Source organism: Bradyrhizobium sp., assembly GCF_035935975.1.
Lineage (GTDB): Bacteria > Pseudomonadota > Alphaproteobacteria > Rhizobiales > Xanthobacteraceae > Bradyrhizobium.
Map to the genome: position 1 here is coordinate 51983 of NZ_DASYWN010000012.1, position 16612 is coordinate 68594.

The 16612-nt window shown below is 64.5% G+C and carries 15 protein-coding genes; 12 read left to right on the forward strand and 3 right to left on the reverse strand.

The annotated features are described in order from the left end of the window. Positions 1–136: 136 nt before the first annotated feature. Positions 137–2005, forward strand: coding sequence for a glutaminase A (gene glsA, locus VGR99_RS05425; RefSeq protein ID WP_326897282.1), 1869 nt, complete (start codon positions 137–139; stop codon positions 2003–2005). A 187-nt stretch (positions 2006–2192) separates the two neighbouring features. Further along, positions 2193–2645, forward strand: a complete 453-nt coding sequence (locus tag VGR99_RS05430; protein ID WP_326897283.1) for a universal stress protein — start codon at positions 2193–2195, stop codon at positions 2643–2645. 12 nt (positions 2646–2657) lie between these two features. Here the strand turns inward: VGR99_RS05430 and VGR99_RS05435 are convergent, their stop codons facing one another. After that, positions 2658–3455, reverse strand: a complete 798-nt coding sequence (locus VGR99_RS05435) for a substrate-binding domain-containing protein (RefSeq protein ID WP_326897284.1) — start codon at positions 3453–3455, stop codon at positions 2658–2660. Between the two features lie 16 nt (positions 3456–3471). Further along, positions 3472–3948, reverse strand: coding sequence for a preQ(1) synthase (gene queF, locus VGR99_RS05440; protein WP_326897285.1), 477 nt, complete (start codon positions 3946–3948; stop codon positions 3472–3474). 125 nt (positions 3949–4073) lie between these two features. Between queF and eno the strand changes: the two genes are divergently transcribed. After that, the gene (gene eno, locus VGR99_RS05445) at positions 4074–5357 is read left to right on the forward strand and encodes a phosphopyruvate hydratase (protein ID WP_326897286.1); all 1284 of its coding nucleotides are present in this window, start codon (positions 4074–4076) and stop codon (positions 5355–5357) included. Positions 5358–5389: 32 nt separating this feature from the next. Further along, a complete protein-coding gene (locus VGR99_RS05450; RefSeq protein ID WP_326897287.1) occupies positions 5390–6529 on the forward strand; it encodes a zinc-binding dehydrogenase in 1140 nt (379 codons plus the stop codon). A gap of 29 nt (positions 6530–6558) precedes the next feature. Here the strand turns inward: VGR99_RS05450 and VGR99_RS05455 are convergent, their stop codons facing one another. After that, a complete protein-coding gene (locus tag VGR99_RS05455; protein WP_326897288.1) occupies positions 6559–7296 on the reverse strand; it encodes an SDR family oxidoreductase in 738 nt (245 codons plus the stop codon). 128 nt (positions 7297–7424) lie between these two features. Between VGR99_RS05455 and VGR99_RS05460 the strand changes: the two genes are divergently transcribed. The 8 genes from VGR99_RS05460 to pdhA all read left to right on the forward strand — a co-directional run bounded on the left by VGR99_RS05460 (position 7425) and on the right by pdhA (position 16602). Next, positions 7425–8375, forward strand: a complete 951-nt coding sequence (locus tag VGR99_RS05460) for an AraC family transcriptional regulator (protein ID WP_414645087.1) — start codon at positions 7425–7427, stop codon at positions 8373–8375. Positions 8376–8484: 109 nt separating this feature from the next. Then, on the forward strand, positions 8485–9483 hold the full coding sequence (locus tag VGR99_RS05465; protein WP_326897290.1) for an MBL fold metallo-hydrolase: 999 nt from the start codon (positions 8485–8487) through the stop codon (positions 9481–9483). A gap of 287 nt (positions 9484–9770) precedes the next feature. Continuing rightward, positions 9771–10322 carry an NAD(P)H-dependent oxidoreductase gene (locus VGR99_RS05470; RefSeq protein ID WP_326897291.1) on the forward strand — a complete coding sequence of 184 codons (552 nt, stop codon included), beginning with the start codon at positions 9771–9773 and terminating at the stop codon, positions 10320–10322. A 155-nt stretch (positions 10323–10477) separates the two neighbouring features. Continuing rightward, on the forward strand, positions 10478–10795 hold the full coding sequence (locus VGR99_RS05475) for a septum formation initiator family protein (RefSeq protein WP_326897292.1): 318 nt from the start codon (positions 10478–10480) through the stop codon (positions 10793–10795). A gap of 219 nt (positions 10796–11014) precedes the next feature. Further along, positions 11015–11974 (forward strand): helix-turn-helix domain-containing protein, encoded by a 960-nt coding sequence (locus tag VGR99_RS05480; protein ID WP_326897293.1) that lies wholly within the window; start codon positions 11015–11017, stop codon positions 11972–11974. A 308-nt stretch (positions 11975–12282) separates the two neighbouring features. Then, positions 12283–13800, forward strand: coding sequence for an aldehyde dehydrogenase (adh, locus tag VGR99_RS05485; RefSeq protein WP_326897294.1), 1518 nt, complete (start codon positions 12283–12285; stop codon positions 13798–13800). Between the two features lie 173 nt (positions 13801–13973). Then, positions 13974–15326: a glycerophosphodiester phosphodiesterase family protein gene (locus tag VGR99_RS05490; RefSeq protein WP_326897295.1), complete on the forward strand. Its 1353-nt coding sequence runs from the start codon at positions 13974–13976 to the stop codon at positions 15324–15326. 253 nt (positions 15327–15579) lie between these two features. Continuing rightward, a complete protein-coding gene (gene pdhA / locus VGR99_RS05495; protein ID WP_326897296.1) occupies positions 15580–16602 on the forward strand; it encodes a pyruvate dehydrogenase (acetyl-transferring) E1 component subunit alpha in 1023 nt (340 codons plus the stop codon). Positions 16603–16612: the final 10 nt, after the last annotated feature.

Here is a 16612-nt window from a genome sequence, read left to right on the forward strand (position 1 = left end):
GTGCGATTTGATCGACGGGCCGCCGCAGCGTCAGGCTGCGGTGGCCTCTATTCATGAGCGTCACCGTGCCGCGTCTGGCTCGGGTATACATGGCACGTGAATTGCTTCGATTTTGGGCAAATCGAGGTGTGAGATCGTGGACGCCCAGACCAGCCGTTCCAGCACAGCCGGCAAGATCTCGACCGGATACCCCACCAGGCCACCGCTGCGCCGTTTCCTGACCGATTGCTACGAGGAATTCCGCGCCGACAGTTCGGGCGAGCTGGCCGACTATATTCCCGAACTCACGCGCGCCAACCCTGACCATTTTGGCATCGCGCTCGTCACCATCGACGGCCATGTCTACGAGGTCGGCGACAGCGCCGTGCCGTTCACGATCCAGTCGGTCTCGAAGGCCTTCGTCTTCGCGCTGGCGCTGGAGATGGTCGGCGAGGAGCGCGTCGCGGCCACGATCGGCGTCGAGCCGAGCGGCGAGGCCTTCAACTCGATCCGGCTCACCAACGACAACCGGCCGTTCAACCCGATGGTCAATGCCGGCGCGATCGCCTGCTCGGGCCTGATCTACCAAGTTGACGGAAAGGGGGCGTTCGAGCGCGTCCGCGCAAAACTCAGCCAGTTCGCCGGCCGCGAACTCGGCGTCGACGAGGCCGTGCATGCCTCGGAGACGGCGACCGGCAACCGCAACCGGGCCATCGCCTGGCTGCTGAGGAATTACGCGGTGCTGCCCGACGACGTCGATGCCGTGCTCGATGTCTATTTCCGCCAATGTGCGATCCTGGTCACCGCGCGCGATCTTGCGGTGATGGCGGCGACGCTCGCCAATCGCGGCGTCAATCCGGTGACGGGCGTGCAGGTGATCACGCCGCACATCGTCGCGCGCACGCTGTCGGTGATGACGAGCTCGGGCATGTACGACTATGCCGGCGAGTGGACCTACCGCGTCGGCATTCCCGCCAAGAGCGGCGTCGGCGGCGGCATCGTCGCGGCGCTGCCGTCGCAGCTCGGGCTCGGAACCTTCTCGCCGCTGCTCGACAACCATTTCAACAGCGCGCGCGGCTTGAAGGTTTGCGAGGCGCTGTCGGCGCGGTTCGACCTGCACATGCTCAACCGCAATGCCGACGTCCGCACCAGCATCATGGCGGATTACGACATCTACGGCATCTCCTCGCGCCGCAGCCGCCAGCCGCACGAGCAGCAGATCCTCGACGAGCGCCACAGCGACATCCGGGTGCTCGAACTGGTCGGCGCGATGAATTTCGGCACCATCGACTATCTGACGCGACGGCTCGCCAGCGAGCCGCCGAACGCGCCGCTGCTCGTCATCGACTTCCGTCGCGTTCCCGACATCACCGCGGCCGGCGCGGAGCTGCTCGGTGAGACGCTGACCGCGCTCGGCAATACCGGCGTCACCACGATCCTGTCAGGCCTCGAGGAGACGTCCGCGGTGTGGTCGGCGATCGCCGCGCGCACGGGCGAGCCGCGCCGGTTGCGCCGCTTCGCCCTGCTTGATGATGCCATCGAATGGGCCGAGGATCAGGTGATCTACCGTTCCGGCGGCTTCACCGACGTGAAGGAGAGCGCGCATCTCGGCGATCAGGCGCTGCTGGCCGAGCTCGACGCGGACGAGATCGCTGCGATCGTCGAACTGTCCACCACGCGTCACTATGCGGCCGGCCAGCGCATCATCGCGGCCGGCGAGCCCGCCAATTCGCTGTTCTTCCTCCAGAGCGGCATGGTCAGCGTGAAGCTGCGCAGCGGCGTGCGGCTGGCCTCGCTCGGCCCCGGCATGGAATTCGGCGAGATGGCGATGCTGGAGAAAAGCCGCAGCGCCGACGTCATTGCCGACACGCCCGTCACCTGCCTCGAACTGCCGCTCGACAGTTTTGCCGATTATCGGCGTCTGCACCCGGACGCGTCGCTGAAGATCATGCGCAACCTCGCCGCCATCCTGGCGCGGCGGCTGGTCGCCGCGAACGCGAAGGTCGATCTGCTCAGCGCGTATTAATTCGCCCCGCCAGCCGGAATCGGCTCCATGCCGCCCGCGATGATCGCGTCGCTGCGCCAGGAGCCTGGAGCCACGAGCCGAGATCTCGAGATTGAGACAAAAGCGAATAGACCGGGCGCGAAGATCGGATCATATTCGCAGGCATCACTTGCGAGGGCTTACGGGCGCAGCAGCAAGGAGCCACCGAATGTACGCCAATATTCTTATGAGCACCGATGGTTCGGATGTCGCAAGTAGAGGCGTCGAGCATGGAATTGCTCTGGCAAAAGCCTTGAACGCCAAAGCGACCATCGTCACCGTGACTGAACCGCTGCCGATCGATTATGGCGGCGGACACGACTCCGGATGGATTCCTTCGCAGGCAGAGGTTGATAGTTTTGATGCGGCCTGCAGGGAGCGGGCAGGCAGGGTGCTCCATGAAGCTCGGACCATGGCCGAGCGGAGCGGGATCTCGGTCGAACTCCTGCACGTTCCGAATTCGCATCCGGCCACTGCGATCGTCGAAACGGCAAAGTCCAGAGGCTGCGATGTGATCGTCATGGCCTCTCATGGGCGTCGAGGCCTCAGGAAGCTGTTCTTGGGAAGCCAGACATCCGAGGTCCTCATGAACGGAAGCGTACCGGTCCTGGTCGTGCCGTAGGACGGGACCGGGCTATTTCGCCCCGTCAGCCGGAATCGGCTCCATGCCGCTGGCGATGATGGTGTCGCGGGCCGCGGGCGAGGCGAGGAACTTGATCAGGGCCCGGCCGGCTTCGGGCTCCTTCGAGCCGGTCGCAATCCCCGCCGAGAAGATCGTGATTTTCTGCAGTTCGTTCGGCAGCGGCCCGACGATGTCGATGCCCTTGACGGGCTTCAGCTCGCTGATCTGCTGAAAGCCGAGCTCGGCCTCGCCATGCGCGACGATCTCGCCGACCGGCGTTGCCGGAATCTTGCGTGCCTTGTCCTTCATGACGTCGGCGATGCCGAGCTTGTCGAACATCTCGGTCGAGACGTAGACGCCGCTGGCGCTGTCGGAATAGGCGATCGTCTTCGCCGCCAGCAGCGCGCGCTTGACTGCCTCCACCGAGCTGATGTCCGGCTTCAGCGCACCCGACTTCACGGCAACCCCGATCGGCGACTTGGTGAGGTCGACCTGGCTGCCGGCCACGACCTTGCCCTTGCCGGCGAGGTCGGTGAGGGCATAGCCCACCATGATCAGGACGTCGGCCGGCTCGCCACGCTTGAGCCGGACCGGGATCGCATTGGTGGTGGTGCCCATCGACGGCCCGTAGGCCGTCACGACCTTGTTGCCGGTGGCCTTCTCGAACTCCGGCACCAGCGCCTGATAGGCCGCCGTCAGACCGCCCGAGATCATCACCCGGACTTCGGCAGCCTCGGACGCGCCGGTGAGCCACAGGGCGCCCAGAAGACCCAGTGCAGTGTTGCGGAATGCTGCTGATAGCGACGTCATCGTCATTCGTCTCCAGTTAGCCCCGTCCGCGATAGGGCGCGACGCCTTGCTCGGGTACCCACAGGCCTTTCGGCACACGGCCGGTCTGCCAGAACACGTCGATCGGAATTCCGCCGCGCGGATACCAGTAGCCGCCGATGCGCAGCCATTTCGGCTTGATCTCGCTCGCGATGCGCTTGCCGATCATCACGGTGCAGTCTTCGTGGAAGGCGCCGTGATTGCGGAAGCTCGCGATGTAGAGTTTCAGCGATTTCGACTCCAGCAGCCATTGGCCGGGCGCATAGTCGATCATCAGATGAGCGAAATCCGGCTGGCCCGTGACCGGGCAGAGCGAGGTGAATTCCGGCACGGTGAAACGGACCAGATAGTCGGTGCCGGCTTGCGGATTGGGCACCCGGTCGAGCTTGGCCTTTTCGGGCGCATCCGGCCATTCCACGGCGCGGCCGAGCTGCAATGCAGGTGAGTTGTTCGATTTGCTGGGCTTTTTCGACATCAGGCCGCCTCCGTGGCGCCCTCTTAGCCAATCATGAGGGGAACGTCACCCGGCCTTTTCCGCTTCGATGCATTGCGGTAGAAGCACCGCCAACTGCCCCCTTTGTTCCCTGAAAAGAGGCTCTCATGACCGCCATCATCGACATCATCGGCCGCGAAATTCTCGATAGCCGTGGCAACCCCACCGTCGAGGTCGACGTCGTGCTGGAAGATGGCGCGCTCGGCCGCGCCGCCGTGCCGTCCGGCGCCTCCACCGGCGCCCATGAGGCGGTGGAACTGCGCGACGGCGACAAGGCCCGCTATCTCGGCAAGGGCGTCACCAAGGCGGTCGGCGCCGTCAACGGCGAGATCTTCGAGGCGCTGAGCGGCCTCGACGTCGAGCAGCAGGCCCAGATCGACCAGATCATGATCGACCTTGACGGCGCGCCGAACAAGAGCCGGTTAGGGGCCAACGCCATTCTCGGCGTGTCGCTCGCCTGCGCGAAGGCGGCCGCGAACTCGCTCGACATGCCGCTCTATCGTTACGTCGGCGGCACCTCGGCGCGCCTCTTGCCGGTGCCGATGATGAACATCATCAATGGCGGCGTGCACGCCGACAACCCGATCGACTTCCAGGAGTTCATGATCCTGCCCGTCGGCGCGTCCTCCTTCGCCGAAGGCCTGCGCTACGGCGCGGAAGTGTTCCACACGCTGAAGTCGGAGCTGAAGAAGGCCGGCCACAACACCAATGTCGGCGACGAGGGCGGTTTCGCCCCGAACCTGCCGTCGGCCGACGCCGCGCTCGAATTCGTCATGAACGCCATCGGCAAGGCCGGCTACAAGGCTGGCACCGACATCGTGATCGGCCTCGACTGCGCCTCGACCGAGTTCTTCAAGGACGGCAAGTACGTCTATGAAGGCGAGGGCAAGACCCGCTCGATCTCCGAGCAGGCCAAGTACCTGGCGGACCTCGTCGGCCGCTATCCGATCGTCACCATCGAGGACGGCATGTCGGAAGACGACATGGACGGCTGGAAGGAGCTCACCGACCTCATCGGCAAGAAGTGCCAGCTCGTCGGCGACGACCTGTTCGTCACCAACGTCAAGCGCCTCGCCGAGGGCATCAAGGCCGGCCGCGCCAACTCGATCCTGATCAAGGTCAACCAGATCGGCACGCTGACCGAGACGCTGGCTGCCGTCGAGATGGCGCACAAGTCGGGCTACACCTCTGTCATGTCGCACCGCTCGGGCGAGACCGAGGATTCCACCATCGCCGATCTCGCGGTCGCCACCAATTGCGGGCAGATCAAGACCGGCTCCCTTGCGCGTTCCGATCGCACCGCCAAATACAACCAGCTCCTCCGCATCGAGCAGCAGCTCGGCAAGCAGGCGCTCTATGGCGGCAAGGCGGCACTGAAGGCGCTGGCATAAGCCAGCGTTTCAACAAACAGGGGAGGATCGACATGAGCGACGGCAAGACCGGACTGCAACTGCGTTCGCTGATCAAGAAGAGCGGTGAGCTCGAGATCTCGCTTCTGGACGTGCCGACCCCCGAGCCTGCGGACGACGAGGTCGTCGTCCGCGTCGAAGCGGCGCCGATCAACCCGTCCGACCTCGGCCTGCTCGTCGGCGCCGCCGACATGAGCACGGCCAAGGCGTCCGGCACGAAAGAGGCGCCCGTCATCACCGCGAAGGTGCCTGACGGCGCGATGCGCGCGATGGGGGCGCGGCTCGACCAGTCCCTGCCGGTCGGCAATGAAGGCGCCGGCGTCGTCATCAAGACCGGCTCGTCGGACGCTGCGAAGGCGCTGATGGGCAAGACGGTCGCGATGATTGGCGGCGCCATGTACGCGCAATACCGGACCCTGAAGGCAAGGGACTGCCAGCCGTTGCCCGCGGGCACGACGGCGGCGGAGGGCGCGTCCTGGTTCGTCAACCCGCTCACCGCGCTCGGCATGACCGAGACGATGCGGCGCGAAGGCCACAAGGCCCTGGTGCACACCGCGGCTGCCTCCAATCTCGGCCAGATGCTGAACAAGATCTGCCTCGCCGACGGCATCGCGCTGGTGAACATCGTGCGCAGCCAGGAGCAGGCGGACATCCTGAAGAAAATCGGCGCCAAACACGTCGTCGATTCCAGCAAGCCGACTTTCCTGGACGATCTCACCAATGCGCTGGTCGAGACCGGCGCCACGATCGCCTTCGATGCCATCGGCGGCGGCAAGCTCGCCGGCGACATCCTCAACTGCATGGAAATCGCGATCAACAAGACCGCCAAGGAATACAGCCGCTACGGCTCCAGCGTGCACAAGCAGGTCTATGTCTACGGCGCGCTCGACATCCGTCCGATCGAGCTGCCGCGCGGCTTCGGCATGGCCTGGGGCGTCGGCGGCTGGCTGCTGACCCCGTTCCTCCAGAAGATCGGTCCGGCCGATATCGGACGGCTGCGCCAGCGCGTCGTGAACGAACTGAAGACCACCTTCGCCAGCCACTACACCAAGGTGGTGTCGCTGCCCGAGGCGCTCGATCCCGCCAACATCGCGGTCTACGCCAAACGCGCCACCGGCGAGAAATTCCTCATCAATCCGAGTAAGGCGTCGTGACGTGCGACGGTGTCCAGGCCTGATCGAATTCAGGCCTGAGCGGTGGGACGGATAACGATCTCGCCGACATCCACATTATCCGGCTGCGCTATCGCGAAGGCCATCGCTTCCGCGATGGCGCGCCCCGGAATGGCCAGCGCCTTCATGCTTGCCTGTCCTTGCTCCCGTAGCGCGGAATCCGTCATGGAGGACGGCAGTTCGGTATCGACATAACCTGGTGAGATGGTCGTCACCCGAAGCGACGGGCCGGCCTCCTGACGAAGCCCTTCGGAAATCGCCCTGACGGCATTCTTGGATCCCGCATAGACGGCCATCGTCGGAACGATCTTGAGGCCGGCAGTCGACAGGGTGTTGACGAAGTGTCCGAAGCCCTGACGACGGAAGACGGGCAGGGCTGCGGCGATTCCGTAGAGCACGCCCTTCACGTTCACGTCGATCATGTTGTCCCAGTCGTCGACCCTCAGATCGTCCAGACGGGAAATCGGGGCAATCCCGGCGTTGTTGATCATGACGTCCAGCTTCCCGTATCTGTCCGTTGCGAGTCCGACGAGCCTGGCGACATCCTCGCGTTGCCTGACGTCGGTGACGAGATACGATGCCTTTCCACCCTTTGACGCGATGCTCGCGGCCAGCATCTCCAGCCTGTCGATACGCCGGGCGCCGAGGATCACGATGGCGCCACGTTCTGCGAGATGCCGGGCGGTTGCTTCGCCAATTCCGCTGCTGGCGCCCGTGATGGCGATGACCTTGCCTGCGATGCCTGTCATGGGTGTTCCGTCCAGCTCGTTGCGAGATGAACTTCGCATCGGAAGCGAGGATGATCTATGCTCGATGCGCTCGAAAATCGTCGAGATCGGATCAAGCCTTGGACAAACTCTCTGGAAAGCACTTGCACTTGCGCAAGACCTTGGACCCTCTGTCTCAAGTCTTCTCACTCCTGGACGTTCGCGCTGCGCGTTGCACGAGGTTCGAGGCGGGCGGCAATTGGTCGTACCGATTTCCGGCGAAACCAGCCCTGAAGTTCGGTGCGGTGATCCGGGGCGATTGCTGGATCGATTTTGGCGACGGAGCCCAGCATCGGCTTGCCACCGGTGACTGCTTTCTTCTGGCCAACGCACCAGCCTATGTTCTGGCCAACGACGAACGCCTCGTCCCGGAAGATGGTACGGCGGCGTTCGATTGGACCCGGTCCGATGTCGCGCGTCACGCAGGCAGCGATACCGTTCTGCTTGCCGGCAGTTTCGGTTTCGAAGCGTCAGACGCCGAATTGCTGCTCGATGCGCTGCCGCGTTTTCTGCTCATACCATCACGTAGTTCGTCAGCACCCGTCATTCATTCCACGCTCCAGATTCTCGACCTTGAAATCAGGGGGACGGAAATCGGAGCGGCCGTGCTCACCGACAGGCTCGCCGATGTCCTGCTCGTCCAGGTGCTCCGTGCCGCGCTGGATCAGCGTGCCGGCGAGGGTTTGGGTTGGATCAATGCGCTGGTCGATGCCAGGATCGGCAAGGCAATCAGGCTGATGCACGAAGACGCCGCTCACCCTTGGACCCTGGACGCATTGGCCGGGGCGATCGCCATGTCGCGATCCGTGTTTTCGAAGCGGTTCAAGTCGCTGGTGGGGTTGACGCCGCTCGACTACCTCCTTCGATGGCGAATGCGGCTTGCACGCGATCAGCTGCGACGTGGAGCGACCGTTTCGGCAACCGCCGCGCAGCTGGGATATTCGTCGGAGAGCGCCTTTGGACATGCCTTCAAACGAATCTACGGCTACGCACCGAAGCGATACTGGCGTGAACAGGCCACCGGCGAAAAATTCCCCATCGCCCGGAATAAATTGTCGTGATCCGCGACGGCACGTCACCGAAAGAAGGTCTTGCCTTCTGAGCGAAGCGGGGGATTATTCCGCCGCCATTGAAAGCGGAAAACCGCATGGCTCAGAAGGGGACCTCTCCATGACCGATCTCAATCGCCGTCATCTGCTCGCAGGCGCGGCCGCCATCGGTGCGGCTGCCGTCACCGGGCTCCGGCCGACCGCCAGCAATGCCGCAGTGCCGCAAGCCGGCACGCAGGCGCCGGGCTTCTACCGCTACAAGGTCGGCAGCTTCGAATGCACCTCGATCAACGACGGTGCGCGCACCTTCCCGATGCCGGACAAGTTCGTCACCAACCTGTCGAAGGATGAGGCGCTCGCCGCCGGCGAGGCCGCCTACATGCCCAAGGGCATGGTCACCGTGCCGTTCAACCCGCAGCTCATCAACACCGGCTCGAAGCTGGTGCTGATCGACGCCGGCAACGGCGTCGCCAATCTCGAGCCCAGCAAGGGCGCGGTCGGCCGCACCCTGCAGAACCTTCAGGCCGCCGGCGTTGACCCCAAGAGCATCGACGTCGTGCTGCTCTCGCATCTGCATCCCGATCACACCAACGGCATCCGTCTCGCCGACGGCGCGCTCGCTTTCCCGAACGCCGAGATCATGGTGCCGGTCAAGGACTGGGAATTCTGGGCCAGCGAGGACAATGCAGCCAAGGCCGAGTCCAACGCGATGATGAAGAACTACTTCGCCAACGTGAAGAAGACCTTCGCGGGCCTCGAGTCCAAGGTGACGAAGTACGAGTGGGGCAAGGAGGTCGCGCCGGGCATCACCTCGATCGCGACGCCGGGCCATACGCCGGGTCACACCTCGTTCGCGGTCGCCTCGGGCGACAAGAAGGTCCTGATCCAGTCCGACGTCACCAACATTCCGGAGTTCTTCCTGCGCAATCCGGACTGGCACGTGGCGTTCGACAACGATGCCGCGATGGCGCAGGAGACGCGCCACAAGTTCTACGACATGGCAACCGCCGAGAAGGCCACCGTGATCGGCTTCCACTTCACCTTCCCCTCGGTCGGCCATGTCGAGAAGGACGGCGCGAAATACCGCCTGATCCCGTCGGCGTGGAATCCGACGATCTGAGTCAGATCAAGTTTGCAAGAAAGATCAGGCCGCCTTCGGGCGGCCTGATTGTTTCCGGTGCTGTCGGTTTGGGGCGTAGCCCGGATGGAGCGAAGCGTAATCCGGGGCCGCTCTGGCGTGGGGCACGACCCCGGATTACGCTGCGCTCCATCCGGGCTACAGGCTCCACCATCTGCTTTCCAGAAACGCAGCGTTTCCAAACCGGACCGGTTCATGCACTTGCATCCATTGATCCGGATCGTTTAAGTGCCGCCCGGCACTCCCGCTCAAGCCCTCAAGGACATTCCATGGCCTACAACATCGTCGTGATCGCCGGCAGCCTTCGCAAGGACAGCTTTTCGCTGAAGATCGCCAACGCGCTCGCAAAGCTCGCGCCGGCCTCGCTCAAGCTCGAGGTCGTCACCCCCGCGGGCATCTCGTTCTTCAACCAGGACCTCGAGGGCGCGCCGCCCGCCGACTGGCTGGCCTTCCGCGAGAAGCTGCAGAAGTCCGACGGCGTCATCTTCGTGACCCCCGAATACAACCGCGCCATCCCGGGCGCGCTGAAGAACGCCATCGACGTCGCCTCGCGCCCCTATGGCAAGAGCTCGTTCAACGGCAAGCCGGTCGGAATCATCTCGAATTCGCCGGGCCCGCTCGGTGGCGTCAGCGCCGCCAAGACGCTGCAGAACATCCTGCCGGGCATCACCGGCCCGATCATGCAGCAGCCCGAGACCTACCTGAACGCCGTCGGCGACGCCTTCGATGCGGACGGCAACCTCGCCAAGGATTCGCTGAAGGGCGTGCTCCAGGCGTATGTCGACGCCTTCGCGGCGCACGTCGCGAAGCACCACGGCTGAGGCCAAAAATACTCCGTCATGGTCGGGCTTGTCCCGGCCATCCACGTCTTGGCTCGCGGTAGCGAAGAACGTGGATGCCCGGGACAAGCCCGGGCATGACGATTGGTGGCAGGCGGGTTAGCGCTCCCTTAACCAAGTTGTCCCATCTTCCCAGGATGGTCTCCCGCGCGCGCCTGAAATCGATCCTGACCGGCCTTGCCCTCTATGCGATGGCGGCCGCCATCGTCGGCTATTTCGGAGTCAACGCCTATACCGGCAAATACGGCCTCAACGCCCGCCAGGAACTCGACCAGGAGATCATCGCGCTGACCAGCGAGCTGGCGCAGCTCAAGCGCGAGCGCGCCCGGAGCGAGCAGCGCGTCTCGCTGCTGCGTTCCGCGCGGATCGATCCCGACATGCTCGACGAGCGCGCACGGTTCCAGCTCGACTATGTCAATCCGCGCGATCTCGTCCGGATGATTCCCCAGAACTAGCGTTTCCGCGCGTTTCGAAACCGAGACCGAAAGCCGGCGTCGCGACCGGCTGCCTGCTTTCGTCGTCACGCCGAAGGTTGCAAGCTCGCCGCCGCTGTGCCGCCTTGACGGCGCGGCGCCTGCGAGGGCATGGCTGGTCGGGCGCGCTGCACCCAGGATTGACGGAGATCAATCGGGCGGCGCCGGCACGTCCTAGATTGCCACCCGGAGGAAACGGTGATGAATGGGCAAGCCCCCCAGCATCACGCGGCCCGTGTCGAGGCCGCCATTGCATCAGGCCAGGCGGCCCGGTCCGCGCTCGTGGCCTCGTGGCGCCGTTCCTCCCGATTGCACCATCTCGACCCCTCTGGCCGAGGCCTGCCGCAGCGGCTGACCGAGGTGGAACTGCGCGCGGCCCGCGACCGCATCGCGCCGCTGCTGGCAGCCGCGCAAGGCGCCATGGACCGGCTCTATCAGGCGGTCGGTGCTGCGGGCTGCTGCGTGCTGCTGGCCGACGGCGAGGGGGTTCCGGTCGACCGTCGCGGCACGCCGGCGGACGATGCGACGTTCCAATCCTGGGGCCTGTGGACCGGTGCGCTCTGGAGCGAGGAGCATGAGGGCACCAACGGCATCGGCACCTGCGTCGTCGAGCAGCGGCCGCTGACGATCGACCGCGACCAGCACTTCTTCACCCGCAACACGCTGCTGAGCTGCACCGCGGTTCCGATCTACGACCATGAGGCGGCCTTTACCGGCGTGCTCGACGTCTCCTCCTGCCGGGCCGACCGCACCGACGCGTTTGCCAATCTGATCGCGCTCGCGGCAGGCGAGGCGGCAAAGCGCATCGAGGCCGACCTGTTCCGCCGCGCCTTCGCCCATGCCCGCATCGTGCTGACGCAAGGCCCGGACGGCCAGTCCATCGGCCTCGTCGCGGTCGATGCGGACGATCTCGTGATCGGCGCGACCCGCACCGCGCGGGCGGGTCTCGGGATCGCGCCGGGCAGGGCGCTGCAGCCGGTGCCCGCGGCCGACCTGCTCGGCGGCGACACCGCGCATGACCACCTTGCCGGCGGCCAGCGTGCCGTGCTGCAGCGTGCGCTGCTCCGCGCCGGCGGCAACGTGTCGGCCGCCGCAAAAGCGCTCGGCGTCAGCCGCGCCACGCTGCACCGGAAGCTGAAGCGGTTCGACGTCAGACACTGAGCCTCCCCAGCCGTCATTGCGAGGAGCCCGCGACAAAATTGCGAAGCAATTTTGCGCTGGCGACGAAGCAATCCAGAATCTCTCCACAGGGGCAGTCTGGATTGCTTCGCTGTGCTCGCAATGACGATGTGGATGCTCCGAACATCCCATCTGGCTGCTGCCTCGCCCAATCGACTGTCGCAGAACTGCGACACTCCCGCCCGGCCATCGCTCCCGCCAGGGCTGACAGAAATCATCTCCCGCGAGATCGTTGGCGCAAGTCGTGAACACACGACGGATCGCGCAAACATCAACATCGGGAGTGAGCAATGAACAAGGTGGAATTCCTCGGCGTCACGCAAAGCCCCTTCGCCGAACGCTATGACAATTTCATCGGCGGCAAGTTCACCGCGCCGATCGCCGGCAAGTACTTCGACAACGCCTCGCCGGTGAACGGCCAGATCGTCTGCAAGATCGCGCGCTCCGACGCGCAGGACGTCGAGGCCGCGCTCGACGCGGCGCATGCCGCCAAGGGCGCGTGGGGACGCACCAGCGTCGCCGAGCGCGCCGCTATCCTGAACCGGATCGCCGATCGCATGGAGGAGAACCTCGAGCGCCTCGCGGTGGCCGAGACCTGGGACAACGGCAAGCCGATCCGCGAGACCCGCGCCGCCGACCTGCCGCTCGCGATCGATCACTTCCGCTACTTCGCCGGTGTGGTGCGCGCGCAGGAAGGCTCGATCGGCGAGATCGACCACGACACCATCGCCTATCATTTCCACGAGCCGCTCGGCGTGGTCGGCCAGATCATCCCCTGGAACTTCCCGCTGCTGATGGCGTGCTGGAAGCTTGCCCCGGCGCTGGCCGCCGGCAATTGCGTGGTGCTCAAGCCGGCCGAACAGACCCCGGCCTCGATCATGGTCTGGGCCGAGATCATCGGCGACTTGCTTCCGCCCGGCGTGCTCAACATCGTCAACGGCTTTGGCCTGGAGGCCGGCAAGCCGCTCGCCTCCAGCCCGCGCATCGCCAAGATCGCCTTCACCGGCGAGACATCGACGGGCCGGCTGATCATGCAATATGCCAGCCAGAACCTCATTCCCGTCACGCTGGAGCTCGGCGGCAAATCGCCGAACATCTTCTTCAGCGACGTCACCGCCGAGGACGACGATTTCTTCGACAAGGCGATCGAGGGTTTCGTCATGTTCGCGTTGAACCAGGGCGAGGTCTGCACCTGTCCGAGCCGGGCGCTGGTCCATGCCGACATCTACGACCGCTTCATGGAGCGGGCGCTCAAGCGCGTCGCCGCCATCAAGCAGGGCGATCCGCGCGTCGCCGACACCATGATCGGCGCGCAGGCGTCCAGCGAGCAGCTCGCGAAAATCCTCTCCTATATCGACATCGGCAAGCAGGAGGGCGCCAAGGTGCTCGCGGGCGGCGGACGCGCCGAGCTCGCCGGCGATCTCTCGGGCGGCTTCTACGTCCAGCCGACGGTGTTCGAGGGCCACAACAAGATGCGGATTTTCCAGGAGGAGATCTTTGGTCCCGTCGTCTCGGTCACGACCTTCAAGACCGACGACGAGGCGCTCGCGATCGCCAACGACACGCTCTACGGCCTCGGGGCCGGCGTCTGGAGCCGCGATGCCAACCGCTGCTACCGCTTCGGCCGGGCCATCCAGGCCGGCCGGGTCTGGACCAATTGCTACCACGCCTATCCCGCACATGCGGCGTTCGGCGGCTACAAGCAGTCGGGTGTCGGCCGCGAGACCCACAAGATGATGCTCGATCACTATCAGCAGACCAAGAACCTGCTGGTCAGCTATAGCCCGAAGAAGCTCGGCTTCTTCTGATCGAAGATGTGATCGGGCGGATGAGCGCGCCCGCTCCATCGTCATCCATCTGTCAGAGTCTTCGGACAAGACGGCAGCGCCGCACCCATTCGGGTTCGGCGCTGCTGGCGTTCGAGACGATGCCAGCCAAAGACGGAGGCTTGGCGATGCGGAACATTCATTTGCGGCGGACAATGTCTATTGGAGCGATGCTGCTCGGTGCCGCGGTGCTCCCGCTGTCGATGGCCTTCGCACAGACCGCTGCGGCGCCAACAGGCGCAAAACCCTTCCTGACCGTCGATGGCAAGGCGCCGCTGGTCCTCGGACATCGCGGCCTGCCGGGACTGGTGCCGGAGGAGACCGAGGCTTCGTATGACCTTGCTGCTGCCGTCGGGACCGACGCGCTCGAAGAGGATTTGCACCTGACCAAGGATTGCGTCCTGGTCGTGCGCCATAATCCCTGGCTGAGCGACAACACCAATATTGCCGAGGTGGCGAAGACCAATACGTCGGTGGCTGCGCGCAAGCGCACGGTGCCCGGCGTGCGCGTCAAGGCGCCGGCTTCGCCGAGCGCACCTGCCGATTACCTGACGGATCTCACCGATCCCGCCGATCCGAAATCGGTGCTGAAGTCATTGATCGTGGACGGCGAGGACCACACCAACGACTGGTCGATCTCCGATTTCACCATGGCCGAGCTGAAGACCCTGATCGGCGGCACCACCTATGACGCCGCCAACGAACGGCCGAAGGTGTTCAACGGCAAGCTGCCGATCATCAGCTTCCAGGACGTCATCGACATCGCCAAGGCCAGGAGCAAGGAGACCGGGCGTTCGATCCTCGTCTACCCCGAGACCAAGAACCCGACCTGGAACAATGCCCAGGCAATCGCCAATGGCTGTGGCGCGCCCGGCAGCCGCCCGCTCGAAGATGCCCTCATCAAGATCATTGGCGACAACGGCCTCAACACCAAGGACGCGCCCATCCTGGTCCAGAGCTTCGAGCCCGGCAGCCTGAAATATATGCGCAGCCATGGCCTACAGACACGGCAGGTCCAGCTGATCGACGGCAACGGCATCGACTTCAAAACCGGCAAGGTTCTGCTCAATAACATCACGAGCTCGCGTCCGTTCGATTGGACGGTTGCAGGCGATGCGCGCCTCTACGATGCGATGCTGACGCCGGAGGGGCTTGCCGAGATCAAGACCTATGCCGACGGCATCGGTCCGTGGAAGGCCTATATCGTTCCGCTCAAGATCGCGCCGTGGAAGGACAGCAATGCCGACGGCACGCCCTACAAGGGGTCGACGCCGGAGGCCTCGACGCAGGACGCGACCAGCCTCGTCACCGACGCGCACAAGCTCGGCCTGTTCGTCCACGTCTTCACGTTCCGGAACGAGATGAAATATCTCGCTGCCGACTATCGCGGCGACCCCAGCCTTGAATATCTCAAATTTTTCCGACTTGGCGTCGACGGCGTCTTCAGCGATTTCACGCATACCGGCGTTGCCGCTCGCGCAGCTTATTTGCGCGAGCTGGGCTGGTAGGCAGCACGGCGATTCGGACACGCAGGGTCTTTGGACCCTCGATATCCGTGTCCGAATTTCGTTGCGGTGGCGGCGCGCGCCACCATCGCTGGCGGGTGAGCTAAAGTTGCCTGATCAAGCCTAAAGGTTTTGCAAAGTTTCCATCACGTTGCAGTGCGGCATAATGAAAGTCGTGCCATGTCGCCGCGGTGCTTTCCAAGGGCGTTTGACTTGGGTTAGAGAGGGCTGAAGTTTTCTCTGACCCGGAATTCCCATGGCCGCACCCAAGAAAGCCGCCGCAGGCGCTGTACAGGACAAGACCGACGGCGGCTCGCCCCCGGAATTCACCAAGGAGCAGGAGCTCAAGGCGCTCCGCGAGATGCTCCTGATCCGGCGGTTCGAGGAAAAGGCCGGCCAGCTCTACGGCATGGGTGCGATCGGCGGCTTCTGCCATCTCTATATCGGCCAGGAAGCGGTGGTGGTCGGCATGCAGATGGCCCTCAAGGAGGGCGATCAGATCATCACCGGCTATCGCGATCACGGCCATATGCTGGCCACCGGCATGGACGCCAACGGCGTCATGGCCGAGCTCACGGGCCGCCGCGGCGGCTATTCCAAGGGCAAGGGCGGCTCCATGCACATGTTCAGCAAGGAGAAGCACTTCTACGGCGGCCACGGCATCGTCGGTGCGCAGGTCTCGCTCGGCACGGGTCTGGCCTTCGCCAACCACTATCGTGGTAACGACAATGTCAGCGTCACCTATTTCGGCGACGGCGCGGCCAACCAGGGCCAGGTCTATGAGAGCTTCAATATGGCGGAGCTCTGGAAACTGCCGGTGATCTACGTCATCGAGAACAACCGCTACGCCATGGGCACCGCCGTCTCGCGCGCTTCGGCGCAGCAGGATTTCTCCAAACGCGGCGTGTCCTTCAACATTCCCGGCAAGCAGGTCGACGGCATGGACGTCCGCGCCGTCAAGGCGGCGGGCGAGGAGGCGGCGGCCTGGTGCCGCGCCGGCAAGGGCCCCTTCATCCTGGAAATGCAGACCTACCGCTATCGCGGCCACTCGATGTCCGACCCGGCAAAATATCGCACGCGCGAGGAGGTCGAGAAGGTTCGCCACGACCAGGACCCGATCGAGCAGGTGCGCAATCGCCTGCTGGCGGCCAAGGTCAGCGAGGCCGATCTCAAGGCGATCGACGCCGAGGTGCGCGACATCGTCAACGCGTCTGCCGACTTTGCCCAGCATGATCCCGAGCCGGAAGCCGCCGAGCTCTGGACCGACGTTTACCGCTGAACGCGCGCAA

Coding starts and splice junctions, on each gene's coding strand:
- VGR99_RS05430 (WP_326897283.1), top strand. CDS start 2,193: ATGTACGCCAATATTCTTATGAGCACCGATGGTTCGGATGTCGCAAGT.
- VGR99_RS05435 (WP_326897284.1), bottom strand. CDS start 3,455: ATGACGTCGCTATCAGCAGCATTCCGCAACACTGCACTGGGTCTTCTG.
- queF (WP_326897285.1), bottom strand. CDS start 3,948: ATGTCGAAAAAGCCCAGCAAATCGAACAACTCACCTGCATTGCAGCTC.
- eno (WP_326897286.1), top strand. CDS start 4,074: ATGACCGCCATCATCGACATCATCGGCCGCGAAATTCTCGATAGCCGT.
- VGR99_RS05450 (WP_326897287.1), top strand. CDS start 5,390: ATGAGCGACGGCAAGACCGGACTGCAACTGCGTTCGCTGATCAAGAAG.
- VGR99_RS05455 (WP_326897288.1), bottom strand. CDS start 7,296: ATGACAGGCATCGCAGGCAAGGTCATCGCCATCACGGGCGCCAGCAGC.
- VGR99_RS05465 (WP_326897290.1), top strand. CDS start 8,485: ATGACCGATCTCAATCGCCGTCATCTGCTCGCAGGCGCGGCCGCCATC.
- VGR99_RS05470 (WP_326897291.1), top strand. CDS start 9,771: ATGGCCTACAACATCGTCGTGATCGCCGGCAGCCTTCGCAAGGACAGC.
- VGR99_RS05475 (WP_326897292.1), top strand. CDS start 10,478: ATGGTCTCCCGCGCGCGCCTGAAATCGATCCTGACCGGCCTTGCCCTC.
- VGR99_RS05480 (WP_326897293.1), top strand. CDS start 11,015: ATGAATGGGCAAGCCCCCCAGCATCACGCGGCCCGTGTCGAGGCCGCC.
- adh (WP_326897294.1), top strand. CDS start 12,283: ATGAACAAGGTGGAATTCCTCGGCGTCACGCAAAGCCCCTTCGCCGAA.
- VGR99_RS05490 (WP_326897295.1), top strand. CDS start 13,974: ATGTCTATTGGAGCGATGCTGCTCGGTGCCGCGGTGCTCCCGCTGTCG.
- pdhA (WP_326897296.1), top strand. CDS start 15,580: ATGGCCGCACCCAAGAAAGCCGCCGCAGGCGCTGTACAGGACAAGACC.